12 protein-coding genes are annotated in these 14,608 nt (G+C 60.5%); 3 read left to right on the forward strand and 9 right to left on the reverse strand.

The features are described 5' to 3' along the window. Window positions 1–240 precede the first annotated feature (240 nt). The 4 genes from DXT96_RS18015 to DXT96_RS18030 all read right to left on the reverse strand — a co-directional run bounded on the left by DXT96_RS18015 (window position 241) and on the right by DXT96_RS18030 (window position 6,019). A complete protein-coding gene (locus DXT96_RS18015) occupies window positions 241–1,554 on the reverse strand; it encodes a sugar ABC transporter substrate-binding protein (protein ID WP_153515809.1) in 1,314 nt (437 codons plus the stop codon). 144 nt (window positions 1,555–1,698) lie between these two features. Next, on the reverse strand, window positions 1,699–2,652 hold the full coding sequence (locus tag DXT96_RS18020; RefSeq protein ID WP_153515810.1) for a sugar-binding transcriptional regulator: 954 nt from the start codon (window positions 2,650–2,652) through the stop codon (window positions 1,699–1,701). A gap of 304 nt (window positions 2,653–2,956) precedes the next feature. Then, window positions 2,957–4,807, reverse strand: coding sequence for an ABC transporter ATP-binding protein (locus DXT96_RS18025; RefSeq protein WP_153515811.1), 1,851 nt, complete (start codon window positions 4,805–4,807; stop codon window positions 2,957–2,959). A 48-nt stretch (window positions 4,808–4,855) separates the two neighbouring features. Beyond that, window positions 4,856–6,019, reverse strand: a complete 1,164-nt coding sequence (locus DXT96_RS18030) for a M20 aminoacylase family protein (RefSeq protein WP_153515812.1) — start codon at window positions 6,017–6,019, stop codon at window positions 4,856–4,858. 305 nt (window positions 6,020–6,324) lie between these two features. Between DXT96_RS18030 and DXT96_RS18035 the strand changes: the two genes are divergently transcribed. From DXT96_RS18035 to DXT96_RS18045, 3 genes are all read left to right on the forward strand, one after another. After that, complete coding sequence (locus tag DXT96_RS18035) at window positions 6,325–8,034, forward strand: peptide ABC transporter substrate-binding protein (RefSeq protein ID WP_153515813.1); 1,710 nt, start codon at window positions 6,325–6,327, stop codon at window positions 8,032–8,034. A 145-nt stretch (window positions 8,035–8,179) separates the two neighbouring features. Further along, window positions 8,180–9,190: an ABC transporter permease gene (locus DXT96_RS18040; protein ID WP_153515814.1), complete on the forward strand. Its 1,011-nt coding sequence runs from the start codon at window positions 8,180–8,182 to the stop codon at window positions 9,188–9,190. Next, complete coding sequence (locus DXT96_RS18045; protein ID WP_149900888.1) at window positions 9,183–10,103, forward strand: ABC transporter permease; 921 nt, start codon at window positions 9,183–9,185, stop codon at window positions 10,101–10,103. Before DXT96_RS18040 ends, DXT96_RS18045 begins: the two co-directional genes overlap by 8 nt. Window positions 10,104–10,137: 34 nt before the next feature. On the opposite strand, the gene DXT96_RS18050 is transcribed toward DXT96_RS18045, so the two are convergent. The 5 genes from DXT96_RS18050 to DXT96_RS18070 form a co-directional block, all read right to left on the reverse strand. After that, window positions 10,138–10,488, reverse strand: coding sequence for a ribbon-helix-helix domain-containing protein (locus DXT96_RS18050; protein WP_149900887.1), 351 nt, complete (start codon window positions 10,486–10,488; stop codon window positions 10,138–10,140). Window positions 10,489–10,559: 71 nt separating this feature from the next. Continuing rightward, window positions 10,560–11,126: a DJ-1/PfpI family protein gene (locus tag DXT96_RS18055; RefSeq protein WP_161991821.1), complete on the reverse strand. Its 567-nt coding sequence runs from the start codon at window positions 11,124–11,126 to the stop codon at window positions 10,560–10,562. 97 nt (window positions 11,127–11,223) lie between these two features. Beyond that, window positions 11,224–12,621 (reverse strand): amidase, encoded by a 1,398-nt coding sequence (locus DXT96_RS18060; protein WP_153515815.1) that lies wholly within the window; start codon window positions 12,619–12,621, stop codon window positions 11,224–11,226. A 53-nt stretch (window positions 12,622–12,674) separates the two neighbouring features. Further along, window positions 12,675–13,496: an ABC transporter permease gene (locus tag DXT96_RS18065; protein ID WP_194287670.1), complete on the reverse strand. Its 822-nt coding sequence runs from the start codon at window positions 13,494–13,496 to the stop codon at window positions 12,675–12,677. Beyond that, entirely contained in the window at window positions 13,493–14,443 is a 951-nt protein-coding gene (locus tag DXT96_RS18070) for an ABC transporter permease (RefSeq protein ID WP_153515816.1), read from the reverse strand. The genes DXT96_RS18065 and DXT96_RS18070 overlap by 4 nt, the downstream gene beginning before the upstream one ends. Window positions 14,444–14,608 lie beyond the last annotated feature (165 nt).

The raw sequence follows: 14,608 nt of genomic DNA on the forward strand, positions 1-14,608 counted from the left end.
CATCCACACCAGCAATAACAGCACCGATGGCGCAAGCATTACCCGCGCAAGGCCGCTCGTGTTTCGTGTTGCCATTGCATTCACCTCCCCTTGGGCGCGGGCGTCATGCGATGCGCCCGGCATATCCGGAAGAACCGGCTCATTCTTGTTTTGATTTGAAAACAATTGAAGCCGCAGAGCGGCCTTCGGCCCGCAGGTGCGCTGCCCGGCGCTCAGGCCGGACAGCGATCTTCGGGAGGATTACTTGATGTAACCGGCGCGGGTCATTTCACGCGTCGCTGTCGACTGGGCGCCCGCAAGCGCGTCGTCAACGCTGGACTGGCCGGCAACGACCGCCGAGAACAGCTGGCCGACCGTGGTGCCGAGCGCCTGGAATTCAGGGATCGCCACGAACTGACCGCCGGTGTAAGGCACGGGCTTTACAGTCGGCTTGGTAATGTCGGCGGCGTCCATAGCGGCAAGCGTCGGCTTGGCGAAGGCGGCGGCCTTTTCATAGTCAGCGTTCTTGTAAAGCGAGGTGCGGGTGCCCGGAGGCACGTTTGCCCAGCCTTCCTTGGAAGCGACGAGCGTGGTGTAGTCCTTGCTGGTTGCCCAGGCGATGAACTTCTCGGCGGCTTCCGCCTTCTGCGAGCTCTTCGGGATCGCAAGATTCCACGACCACAGCCAGTTGCCATGGTTCTTCAGTTCACCATGGGTCGGGAAGAGCGCATAACCGACCTTGTCGGCAACGGTGGAATCCTTCGGGTTGGACACGAATGAGGCAGCCACCGTGGCGTCGATCCACATGCCGCATTTGCCCTGCTGGAACAGCGTCAGGTTTTCGTTGAAGCCATTGGAGGACGCACCGGACGGGCCGGCATCCTTCATCAGGTCGACGTAAAACTGTAGCGCGCTTTTCCACTCCGGCTGATCGAACTGTGGCTTCCAGTTTTCATCGAACCAGCGGCCACCGAAGGAGTTGGTGAGTGCGCTGATGAAGGCCATGTTCTCGCCCCAGCCGGCCTTGCCGCGCAGGCACATGCCGTTGATATCCGTCTTGCGATCGGTAATCTTGCGGGCGGCGTCACCGATAAATTCCCAGGTCGGGTTGTCGGGCATCTTCAGGCCGGCTTTTTCAAACAGGTCCTTGCGATACATGATCATGGCGGATTCGCCGTAGAAAGGCGCCGCGTAAAGCTTGCCCTCAGCGGAAAGACCGCCGCGGATGGCTGGCAGGATGTCATCGACATCGTATTTGTCGCCGAGCTTTTCGAGCGGCAGCAGCCAGCCCTGCTTGGCCCAGATCGGCACTTCATAGTTACCGATGGTCATGATGTCGTATTGGCCGCCATTGGTGGCGATATCGGTCGTCACGCGTTCGCGCAGGACGTTTTCTTCAAGCGTGACCCATTCGACCTTGATGTCGGGGTTCTTTGCCGTGAAGTCGGAGGTCAGCCCCTGCATGCGGATCATGTCGCCATTGTTGACGGTGGCGATGGTCAGCGTTTCGGCGGAAGCAAGGGTCGAAAAGGCGAGTGCCGAGCATGCGCCCAGCAAAATGGTCTTCAGTGTCATATCTTCCTCCCAGAAGAAAAATGATGAGCATTCGCTTTGCTCTGGGGCATTTACTCACCCGGAGAGGAAAAAAGTCAAGCGACATCCTGTGCTGCGACGCACATGGAAAAATCAACCAACTGATTTTGTTGTATTAATTTTTGCTCAGTGCGTGAGCAAATATTCGCTTGTCACTTCATCGGTGATGAGGCCGTTCAACAGACCGCCCCTCAGCGCCGCCAGAATCGAGGCGTTCTTGCGCGCCCCCTGCGCCATGCCGATGACGGTGCAGGTCTCTCGTGACGGGATTGGAACGGAGGCGACGCGCTCGTTGACGGAATGCTCGAGAATGCGGCCGTTGGCATCATACATCCAGCCGCAAATCTCGCCGACCGCACCGCTCGCCATCAGGGCCTTCATCTCATCGACGCCGAGGAAACCATCAACGCAGAGCGGCGCGTTTTCGCCGAGTTCGCCAACGCCGACGAAGGTGACATTGGCGGCAGCGCCCAGCGCCAGCGTGGAGCGCACCATGGATTGATCATGCAGCAGTTCCCGCTCTTCCGCCGAGGAGCACAGGACCGGCAGCGGCATGGGAAAATGCCGCGCCTTGATGGCGTCCGCCATGCTGAAGATGACGTTGTAATAGGCGGCCGAGCCATCCGGCCCGATATTGCCGGTCAGCGACACGATGCGGTGCTGCGGGCATTCCATCGGCGGCAGCTGATCCACAGCGGCCTTGAGTGTGCGGCCGGTGCCGATGGCGAGCACGATGGGATCGGCATTTTTCAGCCAGCGCTCGATTTCGGCCGCCCCGGCTTCCGCAATGCCCACCGTGGAGGAGACGCCGGCCGGATCGCTCGGCACCACCTCAATATATTTGAGGTCGAATTTCTCTTTCAGCCGTTCGGATTTTTCCAGACACGCGGCAATGGGGTGATCGAGCCGGACCTTGATCAGCCGCTCGGCGACGGCCAGCGACACCAGCCGCTGCGCCGATTGCCGGGATATGCCCATGGCGGCGGCGATTTCATCCTGTGTGCGCCCCGCGACGTAATAAAGCCAGCCGGCGCGGGCCGCATCGTCCAGCCGTCCATGTGCGTCGTTTCGTCTGGCCATGCCGCCGCCCTCTCAGAATTATGCTTGAGCATTTGCTGGCATTTTTTTGCGGCGGCTGTCAAACGGCGGGATGCGGAAGGGAGCGTCTGGTGGATTAAGATTACCTAGATCGGCAGGGCGGCATATTTCTTCTCCCCGCCGGGGAGAAGGTGGCCCGAAGGGTCGGATGAGGGGGCACCGTTGCCGAATATCTCTACCCTTGCCCCCTCATCCCGCTGCCGCGACCTTCTCCCCCTCGGGGAGAAGAAATGCGCGGCACCCGCTCGTTCCATTCTCTATCGCGCAGTTCGGCGCGCGCCCTCGATCAAGCCGCTTCCTGCACCAGATGCCCCGCCGAAACCTCGCGATAATGCCGTTGCGGCGGCACGTAATCCACTGGGCGGATCGGGCTTCTTATCTCGTCCGTCGCCATATTGCGGCGAATCTGACGCCGCGCCGGGTCCGGCACCGGAACGGCGGACATCAGCTTCTTCGTATAGGGGTGCTGCGGATTGTCAAAGACGGCGGCGCGGGGGCCGATTTCGACGATTTCACCGAGATACATCACCGCAACACGATGGCTGACGCGTTCCACCACCGCCATGTCGTGAGAGATGAACAGGAAGGCCAAATTGAGGTTCTGTTGCAGGTCGAGCAACAGGTTGCAGACCTGCGCCTTGATCGAGACATCGAGTGCCGAAACCGCCTCGTCGGCAACGATGACCTTGGGGTCGAGCATCAGCGAACGGGCAATGGCGATGCGCTGGCGCTGGCCGCCGGAAAATTCATGCGGGAAACGCCGCATCATATCCGGGCTGAGGCCGACCTTTTCCATCAGGTCCGCCGCCTTTTCGCGCGCCTGCGCCTTCGGCCCAAGCCGGTGCTCGATGAAGGGCTCCATGATCGCCGTGCCTATGCTCATGCGTGGATCCAGCGAGGCGAAGGGGTCCTGAAAGATCATCTGCACGCTGCGGCGCATGGTGCGCAGCGTCGTCTTGTCGAGTTTCAGCACCTCGTAACCATCGAGCATGACATTGCCCGAGGTCGGCTCGATCAGCCGGGTGATCGAGCGGCCCGTAGTGGACTTGCCGCAACCGGATTCGCCGACCAGCGACAGGGTTTCACCTTCGGCGAGATCGAAGGAAACCTTTTCCACCGCATGCACGGCACCGGATTTGCGACCGAAAAGGCCCGACCGGATATCGAAACGCGTGGTCAGATCCTTGACCGAGAGAATGGGCGTGCGCGAACCGGAGACCGTGTCCTTCACCTCCATCACGGGCAGGCTTTCGCCGGTCTTGATATCGATGATCGGGAAACGGGCGGGCAGCACACGTTCCCTCATCGAACCGAGCTTCGGCACCGCCGAAAGCAAAGCGCGCGTATAGGGGTGATGTCCGCGATGGAAAATGTCGTCGGTGGCGCCGGTTTCCACCACATCGCCACGGAACATGACGATGGTGCGGTCGGACACTTCCGCCACCACGCCCATATCGTGGGTGATGAACAGCACCGACATGCCCTCCTCTTCCTGCAATTGCTTGATGAGATCGAGAATCTGGCCCTGAATGGTGACGTCGAGCGCCGTCGTCGGCTCGTCCGCGATCAGCAGTTTCGGTTTGGAAGCGAGCGCCATGGCGATCATCACGCGCTGGCGCATGCCGCCGGAAAACTGGTGCGGATAATCGTCGAAACGGTTCTTCGCATTGGGAATGCGGACCTTTTCCAAAAGCCGGATAACCTCGGCCCTGGCGGCCGATGAGGAAATATCCTGATGCACGGTGAGCGCCTCGGCGATCTGCTTGCCGATCGGGAAGATCGGGTTGAGGCTGGTCATCGGCTCCTGGAAGATCATCGAAATGTCCTTGCCGCGAACCTTGCGCATCTCCTCTTCCGGCAGCGCCAGCAAATCGCGCCCGCCGAGCATGACCTTGCCCTCGATGCGGCTGGTTTTTTTATCGAGAAGCCGCATGATCGACAGCGACGTCACGCTTTTGCCCGAGCCGCTCTCGCCGACGATCGCCACCGTTTCGCGCGGAGCGATGTCGAAGCTCATATTGCGGACCACGGATTTCCAGTCGCCATCGACACGGAAGGAGGTGGTGAGATTCTGAACCGAAAGAACCGGGCTTACCGAGCCTCCGGTCTGTTCCATGGATGTTGCCGCCAAAAGCATGCTGATCTCCTGAAAAGCGAAAGGCGGCCATGAAGGCCGCCGGATGTCTTACGCAGCAAGTGCTTTTTCGGCCATCGAGACCCAGTAGCTGATGCCGTAGGGCAGTGCATCATCGTTGAAATCATAGGCGGCGTTGTGCAGCCCGGCGGTATCGCCATTGCCGATGAAGATGAACGCGCCGGGGCGCGCTTCCAGCATGTAGGAGAAATCCTCCGCCCCCATATGCGGGTTGGGATTGGTGTTGACGGCGTTCGCACCGGCCACGCCCATCGCCACGCCGGTCGCAAATTCGGTCTCATCATTGTGGTTGAAGGTGACGGGATAACCGCGATGATATTTCACCTCCACGGTGGCGCCATGCGCCATGGCCGTGGCAGTCGCCACTTCCTTCAGGCGTTTTTCGGCGAAATCGCGGGTTTCCGGCAAGAGCGTACGCACCGTGCCGGTCAGCGTCACTGAGCCGGGAATGACATTGACGGCCGTGCCGCCATGGGTGGTAGCGACGGTGACGACCAGCGATTTCAACGGGTCCGTCTCCCGCGAGACGATGGATTGCAAAGCGATGATGATATGCGCCGAGGTCAGCACCGGATCGATGGAAAGATGCGGCGCGGCCGCATGGCTGCCCTTGCCGGTGATGACGATCTCGAAACTATCCGCCGCCGCCATGGTCGAGCCCTTGCGGATGGCGAATTGGCCGACGGGAATGCCCGGCTCGTTATGCATGCCATAGACCTGCGAAATGCCGAATTTTTCCATCATGCCGTCATTTAGCATGGCAAGAGCGCCTGCCCCGCCCTCTTCCGCCGGCTGGAAGATGACCGCGACGGAACCCTTGAAATTACGGGTCTCCGCCAGATATTGCGCGGCACCCAGAAGCATGGCGGTGTGCCCGTCATGGCCGCAGGAATGGGCCTTGCCGGGAACCTTGGAAGCCCATGGCTTGCCGCTGGTCTCGAGGATCGGCAGCGCGTCCATGTCGGAACGGAAACCGATGGTCGGGCCGTCGCCGTGTCGGCCCTTGATGATGCCGACCACGCCGGTCCTGCCGATGCCGGTCTCGACGATGTCGCAGCCGAAGGACGTCAGTTTCTCGGCCACGAATTTCGAGGTTTCGAAGACGTCATAAAGCAGCTCCGGCGTCTCGTGCAGGTGCCGCCTCCAACCGGCAACGTCTTCCTGCATCTCGGCCACACGGTTCAATATCGGCATTCCCATTTTTCCTTTTTTTGTTCCCCGCCGGGTTGTCGGGAACCATATTGCGTTAGGAATTTCTGCTTTTGCAAGTATGAATTTTGCTGCGTGAGCGAAAAATAGGCCAAAAGTTGAATGGCTCAAATTTTGTTCATCAATAGAAGTTTGGGGCTTGCATTTCAAAAAAACTGACAATAGCATCAGCGAGAGTGAAGGAGTATTCCTTAGCAAAGTCAAATACTTATAAAAATAGACCTTGCATCTGACGATGGGAAAAGCGTCAAACATTCAAATAGATAAAATCTCAAAAGGGGAAAAACACGATGAAGAAGCGCAGCGTTCTCTTTGCCAGCACGGTGGCAGCCTTGGCCATGGCAGGCTCTGCCGCCCATGCCGAGCGCGGCAGTGATGGCGAACTGAAAATCCTGTTCTGGCAGGCGGTATCGACACTTAATCCTTATCTTTCCGGTGGCACGAAAGAGATCTACAGCTCGTCCATGGTGATAGAGCCGCTGGCCCGCTACGACGAAAAGGGCGAATTGGTGCCGATGCTGGTGAGCGAGATCCCGACAGTCGATAATGGCGGCGTCGCGAAGGATTTGCTCAGCATGACCTGGAAGCTGAAAAGCGATGTCAAATGGTCGGATGGAACGCCGCTTACCGCTGACGACGTGATCTTCACGTGGAAATATTGCACCGCACCGGATGGCGGCTGCGCGCAGGCCGCACAATATGAAGGCGTGAAAAACGTCGAGGCGGTCGACGCCCATACCGTCAAGGTCAGCTTCACCGAACCGAAACCCTACCCCTACTCGGCTTTCGTCGGCGCGCAATCGCCGGTCATCCAGAAGAAGCAGTTCGAAAATTGCCTCGGCGCGGCCGCTCCCGGCTGCACCTCGGCCAATTTTGGCCCCATCGGCACCGGCCCCTTCGTGGTCAAGGATTTCAAGCCGAACGACGTTATCAGCTACGTCGCCAATCCCAATTATCGTGATCCGGCCAAACCTGCCTTTGCGACCGCCACGCTGAAGGGCGGCGGTGACGCGGCTTCCGCTGCGCGTGCCGTGCTTGAAACCGGCGAATTCGACTACGCATGGAACATGCAGGTGGAGCCGGAAATTTTGGCCACCATGGTGGCCGCCGGCAAGGGCAAGCTGGAAACCGCCTTCGGCACCCAGGTCGAGCGTATCAATCTCAACTGGTACAATGCCGATCCTGCCCTGGGCGACAAGCGCTCCACCAAGGAGGGCGGCCCGCACCCAGCCTTGTCCGATCCCGCCGTGCGCCGGGCGCTATCGCTCGCCATCGACCGCGACATCATCGATGAGACGGGATATGGCGAGGCAGGCAAGCCGACCTGCAACATCGTGCCGGCGCCTGAGGCCGTCGCTTCCACCAAGAATGACAGATGGTGCCTGAAGCAGGATGTGGAAGGTGCAAACAAGCTGCTTGACGATGCCGGCTGGGTAAAGGGTTCCGATGGCATCCGCGCCAAGAACGGCGTGAAGCTGTCCTTCCTCTACCAGACCTCCACCAACTCCGTTCGCCAGGCGGCGCAGGAACTGGTGAAAGACATGTGGTCGCAGATCGGCGTTGCATCCGAACTGCGCAATGTCAGCGCCTCGGTGTTCTTCGGCGGCGATCCGGCAAGCCCGGATACCTTCCAGAAATTTTATGCCGACGTTGAAATGTACACCAACAATTTCGACGGCACCGATCCGGAAAAATATCTGGCGGAATGGCTGTGCGACAAAATTCCCGCCCCCGCAAACGGCTGGCAGGGCCAGAATGTTCCGCGTTATTGCAACCCGGAATTCGACAAGCTGGTGGGCGTGCTCTCCAAGACGACGGACTTCGCCAAGCGCGGAGAAATCGCCAAACAGCTGAACGACATGCTGACGGAAGAGGGCGCGCACATTCCGCTGATCCATCGCGGCAACGTTTCCTCGCATTCGCTGACGCTGGAAGGCGTTCGCATGAATGCCTGGGATTCGGAACTCTGGAACGTCGCGGACTGGTCCCGCAAGAAATAACACGCAGATGCGCCGGTCTCGCTGCCAAGGTGAGGCCGGCCTTTTGCATGCCCCCTGGACCATGTTCTGAAGACACATTTGCAGCGTCGCGGCGAAAACACTCCCGATTTTCGTCCTGCCGCGCTCTGGGTCTGGAGAGTTTCAGATGTTTGCCTTTACGCTCCGGCGGCTTGCCTTTGCCGTACCGACGTTGCTCGTCATCAGCTTCGTCATCTTCGCGCTGCTCGATCTCGCGCCCAACGACCCGACCGGCGACCTGCCGCTGACGATTCCGCCTGAGGTGCGCGAACAGATTCGCGCCTCACTTGGCCTCGACCAGCCCTTTTTCATCCGTTACCTGATGTGGCTGCAGCAGTTTTTCATCAACGAACCTTTGAACCTCTTCGAAAAGCTGACCGGCTGGCAGATCGGCGATGGCAGCCGCATGCGGGTGCTGTCCTGGGCCACACGCAGCCCGGTGGTCGATCTCGTCATCCAGCGCATGCCGCAGACGCTTTGGGTGGTCGGTCTCGCCTATCTTTTCGGCGCGCTGCTGGCGATCCCGATCGGTGTCATTTCCGCCTATAAGCAATATTCGATCTTCGACCAGATCGGCACCTTCATTTCCATGGTCGGTTATTCGGTGCCGACCTTCTTCACCGGCGTGCTGCTGGTCGTCATCTTCAGCTCCTACCTGCAATGGTTCCCTTCGGTCTACGACACCAATCTTCAAGTACGGGACTGGGGAAGTTTCGTGGCGCAGATAAAGCAGATGTTCCTGCCGGTGCTGGTGCTGACGCTTTACAACGTCTCGCAGATCAGCCGCTTCGTGCGCGCCTCCATGCTCGACAATCTGCATCAGGATTATGTGCGCACCGCGCGTGCAAAGGGCGTGAAAGAAAAATCCGTGCTGCTGGTACATGTGCTGCGCAACAGCCTGATCCCGGTCGTCACCGTCATTGCACTCGGCGTGCCGACGATCTTTTCCGGCGCCATCATCACCGAGCAGATATTCCGTGTGAACGGGCTTGGCCAATTGCTGATAACGGCCGTTCAGGGCGCGGATATCCCACTCGTGCAGACACTGACCTTCATCTTCGCGGTGCTTATCGTGCTCTTCAACCTGATTGCCGACGTGCTTTACGGCATTCTCGACCCGAGGATCCGCTATGACTGACGCCACCATCGCAGCGCCGACAGTTGCCGCCTCGCCCACGAAATCAGCACTTGCCGATATCTGGAAACAGTTCCGCGCTCACAAGGGCGGCGTGGCGGGCCTGATTGTTTTCGTCTTCATCCTGCTCGCCGTTTATGTCGGCCCCTATATCCACACCGTCGCGCCCAATGTCATCAACGTCAGGGAACGCAACCAGTGGCCGTCGCTGGCCCATCCCTTCGGCACCGATAATCTGGGCAAGGACATGCTGGCGCAGGTTCTGGCCGGCGGGCGCATCTCGCTTGCCGTCGGCATCACCGCCATGCTGCTGGCGCTGTTTCTCGGCACGCTGGTGGGAGTGCTATCAGGCTATTTCCGCAGGCTCGACGGGCCGCTGATGCGGCTGACGGACCTGTTCCTGGCCCTGCCGCTTCTGCCGCTGCTGCTCGTCATCCTGATGCTGTTTCGCGATACGCTGCGCGCAGCCTTCGGGCCGGAAACCGGCATCTTCATTCTCATCGTCTTCGTGATCGGCATAACCAGCTGGATGCATACCGCCCGTATCGTGCGCGGCGATGTGCTGACGATCAAAAGCCAGGAATTCATCATGGCGGCGAAATCGAGTGGCATGCGCGAATATCGCATCATCATCAGGCACATCCTGCCGAATGTGCTGAGCTCGATCATGGTCTCGGCCACGCTCGGCATCGCTGCCGCCATTATCACGGAATCGGCCCTGTCCTTCCTCGGCCTCGGCTTTCCCTCCGACTTTCCGACCTGGGGACGGCTGCTGTTCGACGGCGCCAACTTCCTGCAGCTAACGCCGTCACGCGTGCTATGGCCCGGACTGGCGATCTCGCTGACGGTCCTGAGCGTCAATTATATCGGCGATGCCGTGCGCGATGCGCTCGATCCGCGCTCGTTGAAAACTTGAGGGAAGGGCGCAGCGGCTGCGCCCTTCGCTTTCCTCAATGATAATTCACCTTTTCCGCATCAAGAATGCTGTCGGCATCCAGCGCCGCAATCGGAATGTCGCTGCGCGCGGGAATATCGCCGGAAAGCTGAAGCGCAAGATAGCGCCCGCAACAGACCCGCAGGAACGAGGTGAAGTTGCCGAGGTCATGCCCGGCATCGATCGATTCATTATAAAGCTTGGCGATGAGCTGCACGCTGTTCATGCCATCGCGACGGGCGATCTCGTCCAGCGCCGTCCAGAAGAAGTTTTCAAGCCGCACACTGGTGACCATGCCATCGATCCTGAGCGACCTTGTGTGGCTTTCCCACAACGCCGGGTCAGCCTTGATGAAAAGCTTGCACATGGTTTTCCTCCCTCACCACGCTTCAAGAATAGACGTGAAACGGGGCCGGAAAAAGCCCCGTTTCGCAGGTCTTATTTGCCGAGCACCGCCATGAACTGCGAAAGCCAGGCCGGATGGGCGGGCCATGCGGGAGCCGTTACCAGCTTGCCGTCGGTCACGGCGGCATCGATGGCGATATCGGCATAGGTGCCGCCCGCCAGTTCCACTTCCGGACGGCAGGCCGGATAGGCCGAGCAGGTGCGGCCTTTCAGGACACCGGCAGCCGCCAGCAATTGCGCGCCGTGGCAGACCGCCGCTACCGGCTTGTCGGCTTCAAAGAAATGTTTCACCGCCGCCAGCACATCGGCATTGAGCCGCAGATATTCCGGCGCGCGGCCGCCCGGAATGACCAGCGCGTCGTAATCCGCGACCTTGATCTCGGCGAAGGTGGCGTTGAGCGCGAAATTATGGCCACGTTTTTCCGAATAGGTCTGGTCGCCCTCGAAATCATGGATGGCCGTGGCAATGGTCTGGCCCGCCTTCTTGCCGGGGCAGACGGCATGGACCGTGTGGCCGACCGCAAGCAGCGTCTGGAACGGCACCATGGTCTCATAATCCTCGGCGAAATCGCCGGTGATCATCAAAATCTTCTTCGGCATGTTTGCTCCTCCCGTTTTCGAATGCCTTCGGGCAACCTAACAGGCGGGGCGCAGGTGTGGGTATTATGGCAATACTACATGGCCGATAAAGGCGGGATCAGCGGGCCTGCGGCGGCTCCGGCCAGCGCCGCACACCACCGCCCCAATCCTCGAAAGCCCTGGACAGTTTGAGCACGAACAGATCCTCGTAACGGGGGCCGACAATCTGCAGGCCGATCGGCATGCCGGATGCCGAGAAACCGCAATTGATCGAGGAAGCCGGCTGTTCCGACATGTTCCACGGCACGGTGAAGGCAATATGTTCGAATGGCCTTGCGGGATCATTGGTGGGCGAGGCCCAGTCGGCCGGATAGGAGACGATGGGATTAGTGGCCGAGATCACCGCATCCACTTTCTGCATCAGCCGCCCGCAGGTCTTGCGCATTTCCATGGTCTGGTTGAAACCGAAGACCGCACGGGAGCCGGTAACCTCCGCCCCCTTCTCCGCCCATTCAAGGATATAGGGAAGGATCGCCGCGCGACGCTCCTCACTCAGCGTCACCATGTCGCCCCAGAATTTTGCCCGCCAGAAATCATCCAGCCCGTCCAGCATCTCGCGCGTCAGCACCGGCTCGACGGGGATGACGATGGCGCCGGCCGCCTCGAACAGCTTCGCGGCGGAAAGCACGGCGTCCCGTACCTCTTCGTCCAGCGACAGGCCGCAGCCGGCATCCAGCATCAGGCCGATCTTCAGGCCCTTCACGTCGATATCGAGATCCATCCAGTCGATGCTGTTTGGCGGCAGTGATGTGCCGTCGCGCCAGTCGGGCCGCGAAAGCGTCGCCATCGCATAGGCAGCATCGACAACGGTGCGGGTCATCGGCCCGGCGCAGCGGCCGGTATAATAGGGATCGACCGGGATGCGGCCCTGGCTCGGCTTGAAGCCGAACAGTCCCGTCCAACCGGCCGGGAGCCGCACCGAGCCGCCAATATCCGTGCCGATATGCAGCGTGCCATAACCCGCGGCCCCGGCCGAGGCTGCACCGGCACTGGAGCCGCCGGGGTTCTGCGTCGGGTCCCACGGATTGCGGCTGAGCTTGTGGAAGCTGGAAAGGCCTGATGATAACATGCCGTAATCCGGGCAGGTCGTCTTGGCGTAAAGGATCGCGCCATCCTCGCGGCAGCGGGCAGCGACGGGCGCATCTTCAACCGCAGGCACCAGTTCGACCGCCCTAGTGCCTAGCGGCACAGGATGGCCCTTGGTGGCGATCAGTTCCTTCAGCGAAACGGGAAGCCCATCTAGCGGGCCGAGCGTTTCGCCTTTTTGCCAGCGCTGCGTCGAGGCCAGCGCCTGCCTGCGGGCGTCTTCGGGATCATAGGCATAGAGCGCGTTCACCGTCGGCTCGAACGCCTCGATCCGCGCCTCCACCGCCTGCCAGTATTCCGATGGCGACAGCTTTTTTTGCCCGTAAAGCGCCAGGATTTCGAGCGTGTTGAGGTCTATGAGATCGGTCATGGCATCGTCTCGTGAGAAAAACAGGAAATAGGGGCGATATCGACTTGAAGTGGTCAGCTGGTATCGCGCGGGTCGAGCAGGTCACGCAGGCCGTCGCCAAGAAGATTGAGACCGAAGACGGCAAGCGCAATTGCAAGGCCTGGCATGATGGCAAGCCAGGGTGCCGCGCCGAGATAGGTCTGCGCATCGGCCAGCATCCGCCCCCAAGTGGCGGCCGGCGGCGGCATGCCGAGACCGAGGAAGGAAAGGCCTGCCTCCGTCAATATCGCAAGACCGAGCTGGATCGTCACCTGCACGATGATCTGGTTGGAAATATTCGGTATGATATGAAAGAGCGTGATCTTGGCACGGTTCTGGCCGATGCTGGTGGCGGCGGTGATGTATTCCCGCGCCCAGATTTGCAGGGCAGCCCCCAGCGTCAGCCGGGCAAACACCGGCACCATGAAGGTGGCGATGGCGATGATGGCGGTAAAACGTCCCGTGCCGATGAAGGCGCCGAGCATCATGGCCGAGAGGATGGGCGGCACGGCGAAGATGATGTCGCAGATGCGCATGACAACGGTTTCGGTGACACCGCGCAGAGCCGCGACCGTCACGCCGATGGCCGTGCCGAGAGCGGCGCCGATGGCGACGGCGGCGATGGCGGTAGAGAGCGAGTTCCACGCACCGGTCATCAACATCGACAGCACATCACGGCCGAAATGATCCGTGCCAAGGCCGCCATAAACGAATGGCGATTTCAGTTTCTGGACAATCTGCATCTTGGTCGGCGAGACTGGCGTCCAGACCAGCGACAGCAGGGCGACAGCAACCAGAAAGGCGGTGACAGCAATACCGAGTACGAAGGCGGGGCGGCGGCGGATCAGTCGCATCATCGCGCACCTGCCCGCAGTCTCGGATCGATGAAGAGATAGGCGATATCGACCACGAAATTCATGGTGATGACCAGTGCCGAGAAAAACAGCACCACCGATTGCATGACGACGATATCGCGCTGGGTCAGCGCCTGATAGGCGAGCCGCCCCAGCCCCGGCAGGTTGAAGACATTTTCCACCAGCACCGCGCCGGCGATAAGAAAGGTGAATTGCAGGCCGATCATGGTGACGACAGGGATCATCGCATTCGGAACCGCATGCCGCCACAACGCCACCCGCTCGCTCAGGCCCTTGGCCCGGGCGGTGCGCACGAAATCCTCATTCATCACCTCCAGCACGGCGGAGCGGCAGACGCGGGTAAGAACACCGGCCTGCGACAGCGCCAGCGCGACCGCGGGAAGTACCAGGGCCTTAAGACTCGCCGAAAAACTCGGTGCCCAGCCGGGAAAACCGCCAGCCGGCATCCAGCCGAGCGTTGTGGAAAAGACGATGATAAGCAGCAGCCCGACCCAGAAACCCGGCACGGCAATGCCGATATGGGAAAACAGCCCGGCCGCGAAATCCACCAGCCCGTTGCGGCTCCTCGCCGCCGCCACGCCGAGCGGAATGGCAGTGGCGACCGAAAGGCAGACCGCGAGCAGCGCCAGCGGCAGGGTGACGGCAAGCCGCTCGACGATCAGCCCTGCCACCGGCACGCCATAGGTATAGGATTGCCCGAGATCACCCCGGAAGACGCCGCCGAGCCAGTGGAGGTACCGCAGCGGCAGCGGCTGATCGAGACCCATCTGCTTTTGCAGCGCCGCCAGCGTATCCGGACTGGCGGAAGTGCCGAGCATGATGGCCGCCGGGTCGCCCGGCAAAAGCCCCATGATGACATAGATGATGAGGGAAACGGCAAACAGTGTGATGACGAGGCTTACGAGACGCCGGATGAGGAGGGTTAACATCTGGCATCTTCTCCTTGCTTGGCTTCGTTTGCGGGCGAGCGTCCGGCCGCCTCTCTCCCGTCATTCCGGCCCTGAGCCGGAATCCAGCCGACGCGCGTCTGCGCGACGGGGAGAGCCCTTTCAGCCCAAGGACTTGGGCTGGCTGGATGCCGGATCAAGTCCGGC

The sequence above is a fragment of the Agrobacterium sp. ICMP 6402 genome, assembly GCF_009498615.1.
Lineage (GTDB): Bacteria > Pseudomonadota > Alphaproteobacteria > Rhizobiales > Rhizobiaceae > Agrobacterium > Agrobacterium burrii.

Coding starts and splice junctions, on each gene's coding strand:
- DXT96_RS18020 (WP_153515810.1), bottom strand. CDS start 2,652: ATGGCCAGACGAAACGACGCACATGGACGGCTGGACGATGCGGCCCGC.
- DXT96_RS18015 (WP_153515809.1), bottom strand. CDS start 1,554: ATGACACTGAAGACCATTTTGCTGGGCGCATGCTCGGCACTCGCCTTT.
- DXT96_RS18055 (WP_161991821.1), bottom strand. CDS start 11,126: ATGCCGAAGAAGATTTTGATGATCACCGGCGATTTCGCCGAGGATTAT.
- DXT96_RS18050 (WP_149900887.1), bottom strand. CDS start 10,488: ATGTGCAAGCTTTTCATCAAGGCTGACCCGGCGTTGTGGGAAAGCCAC.
- DXT96_RS18065 (WP_194287670.1), bottom strand. CDS start 13,496: ATGATGCGACTGATCCGCCGCCGCCCCGCCTTCGTACTCGGTATTGCT.
- DXT96_RS18030 (WP_153515812.1), bottom strand. CDS start 6,019: ATGCCGATATTGAACCGTGTGGCCGAGATGCAGGAAGACGTTGCCGGT.
- DXT96_RS18040 (WP_153515814.1), top strand. CDS start 8,180: ATGTTTGCCTTTACGCTCCGGCGGCTTGCCTTTGCCGTACCGACGTTG.
- DXT96_RS18045 (WP_149900888.1), top strand. CDS start 9,183: ATGACTGACGCCACCATCGCAGCGCCGACAGTTGCCGCCTCGCCCACG.
- DXT96_RS18060 (WP_153515815.1), bottom strand. CDS start 12,621: ATGACCGATCTCATAGACCTCAACACGCTCGAAATCCTGGCGCTTTAC.
- DXT96_RS18025 (WP_153515811.1), bottom strand. CDS start 4,807: ATGCTTTTGGCGGCAACATCCATGGAACAGACCGGAGGCTCGGTAAGC.
- DXT96_RS18035 (WP_153515813.1), top strand. CDS start 6,325: ATGAAGAAGCGCAGCGTTCTCTTTGCCAGCACGGTGGCAGCCTTGGCC.
- DXT96_RS18070 (WP_153515816.1), bottom strand. CDS start 14,443: ATGTTAACCCTCCTCATCCGGCGTCTCGTAAGCCTCGTCATCACACTG.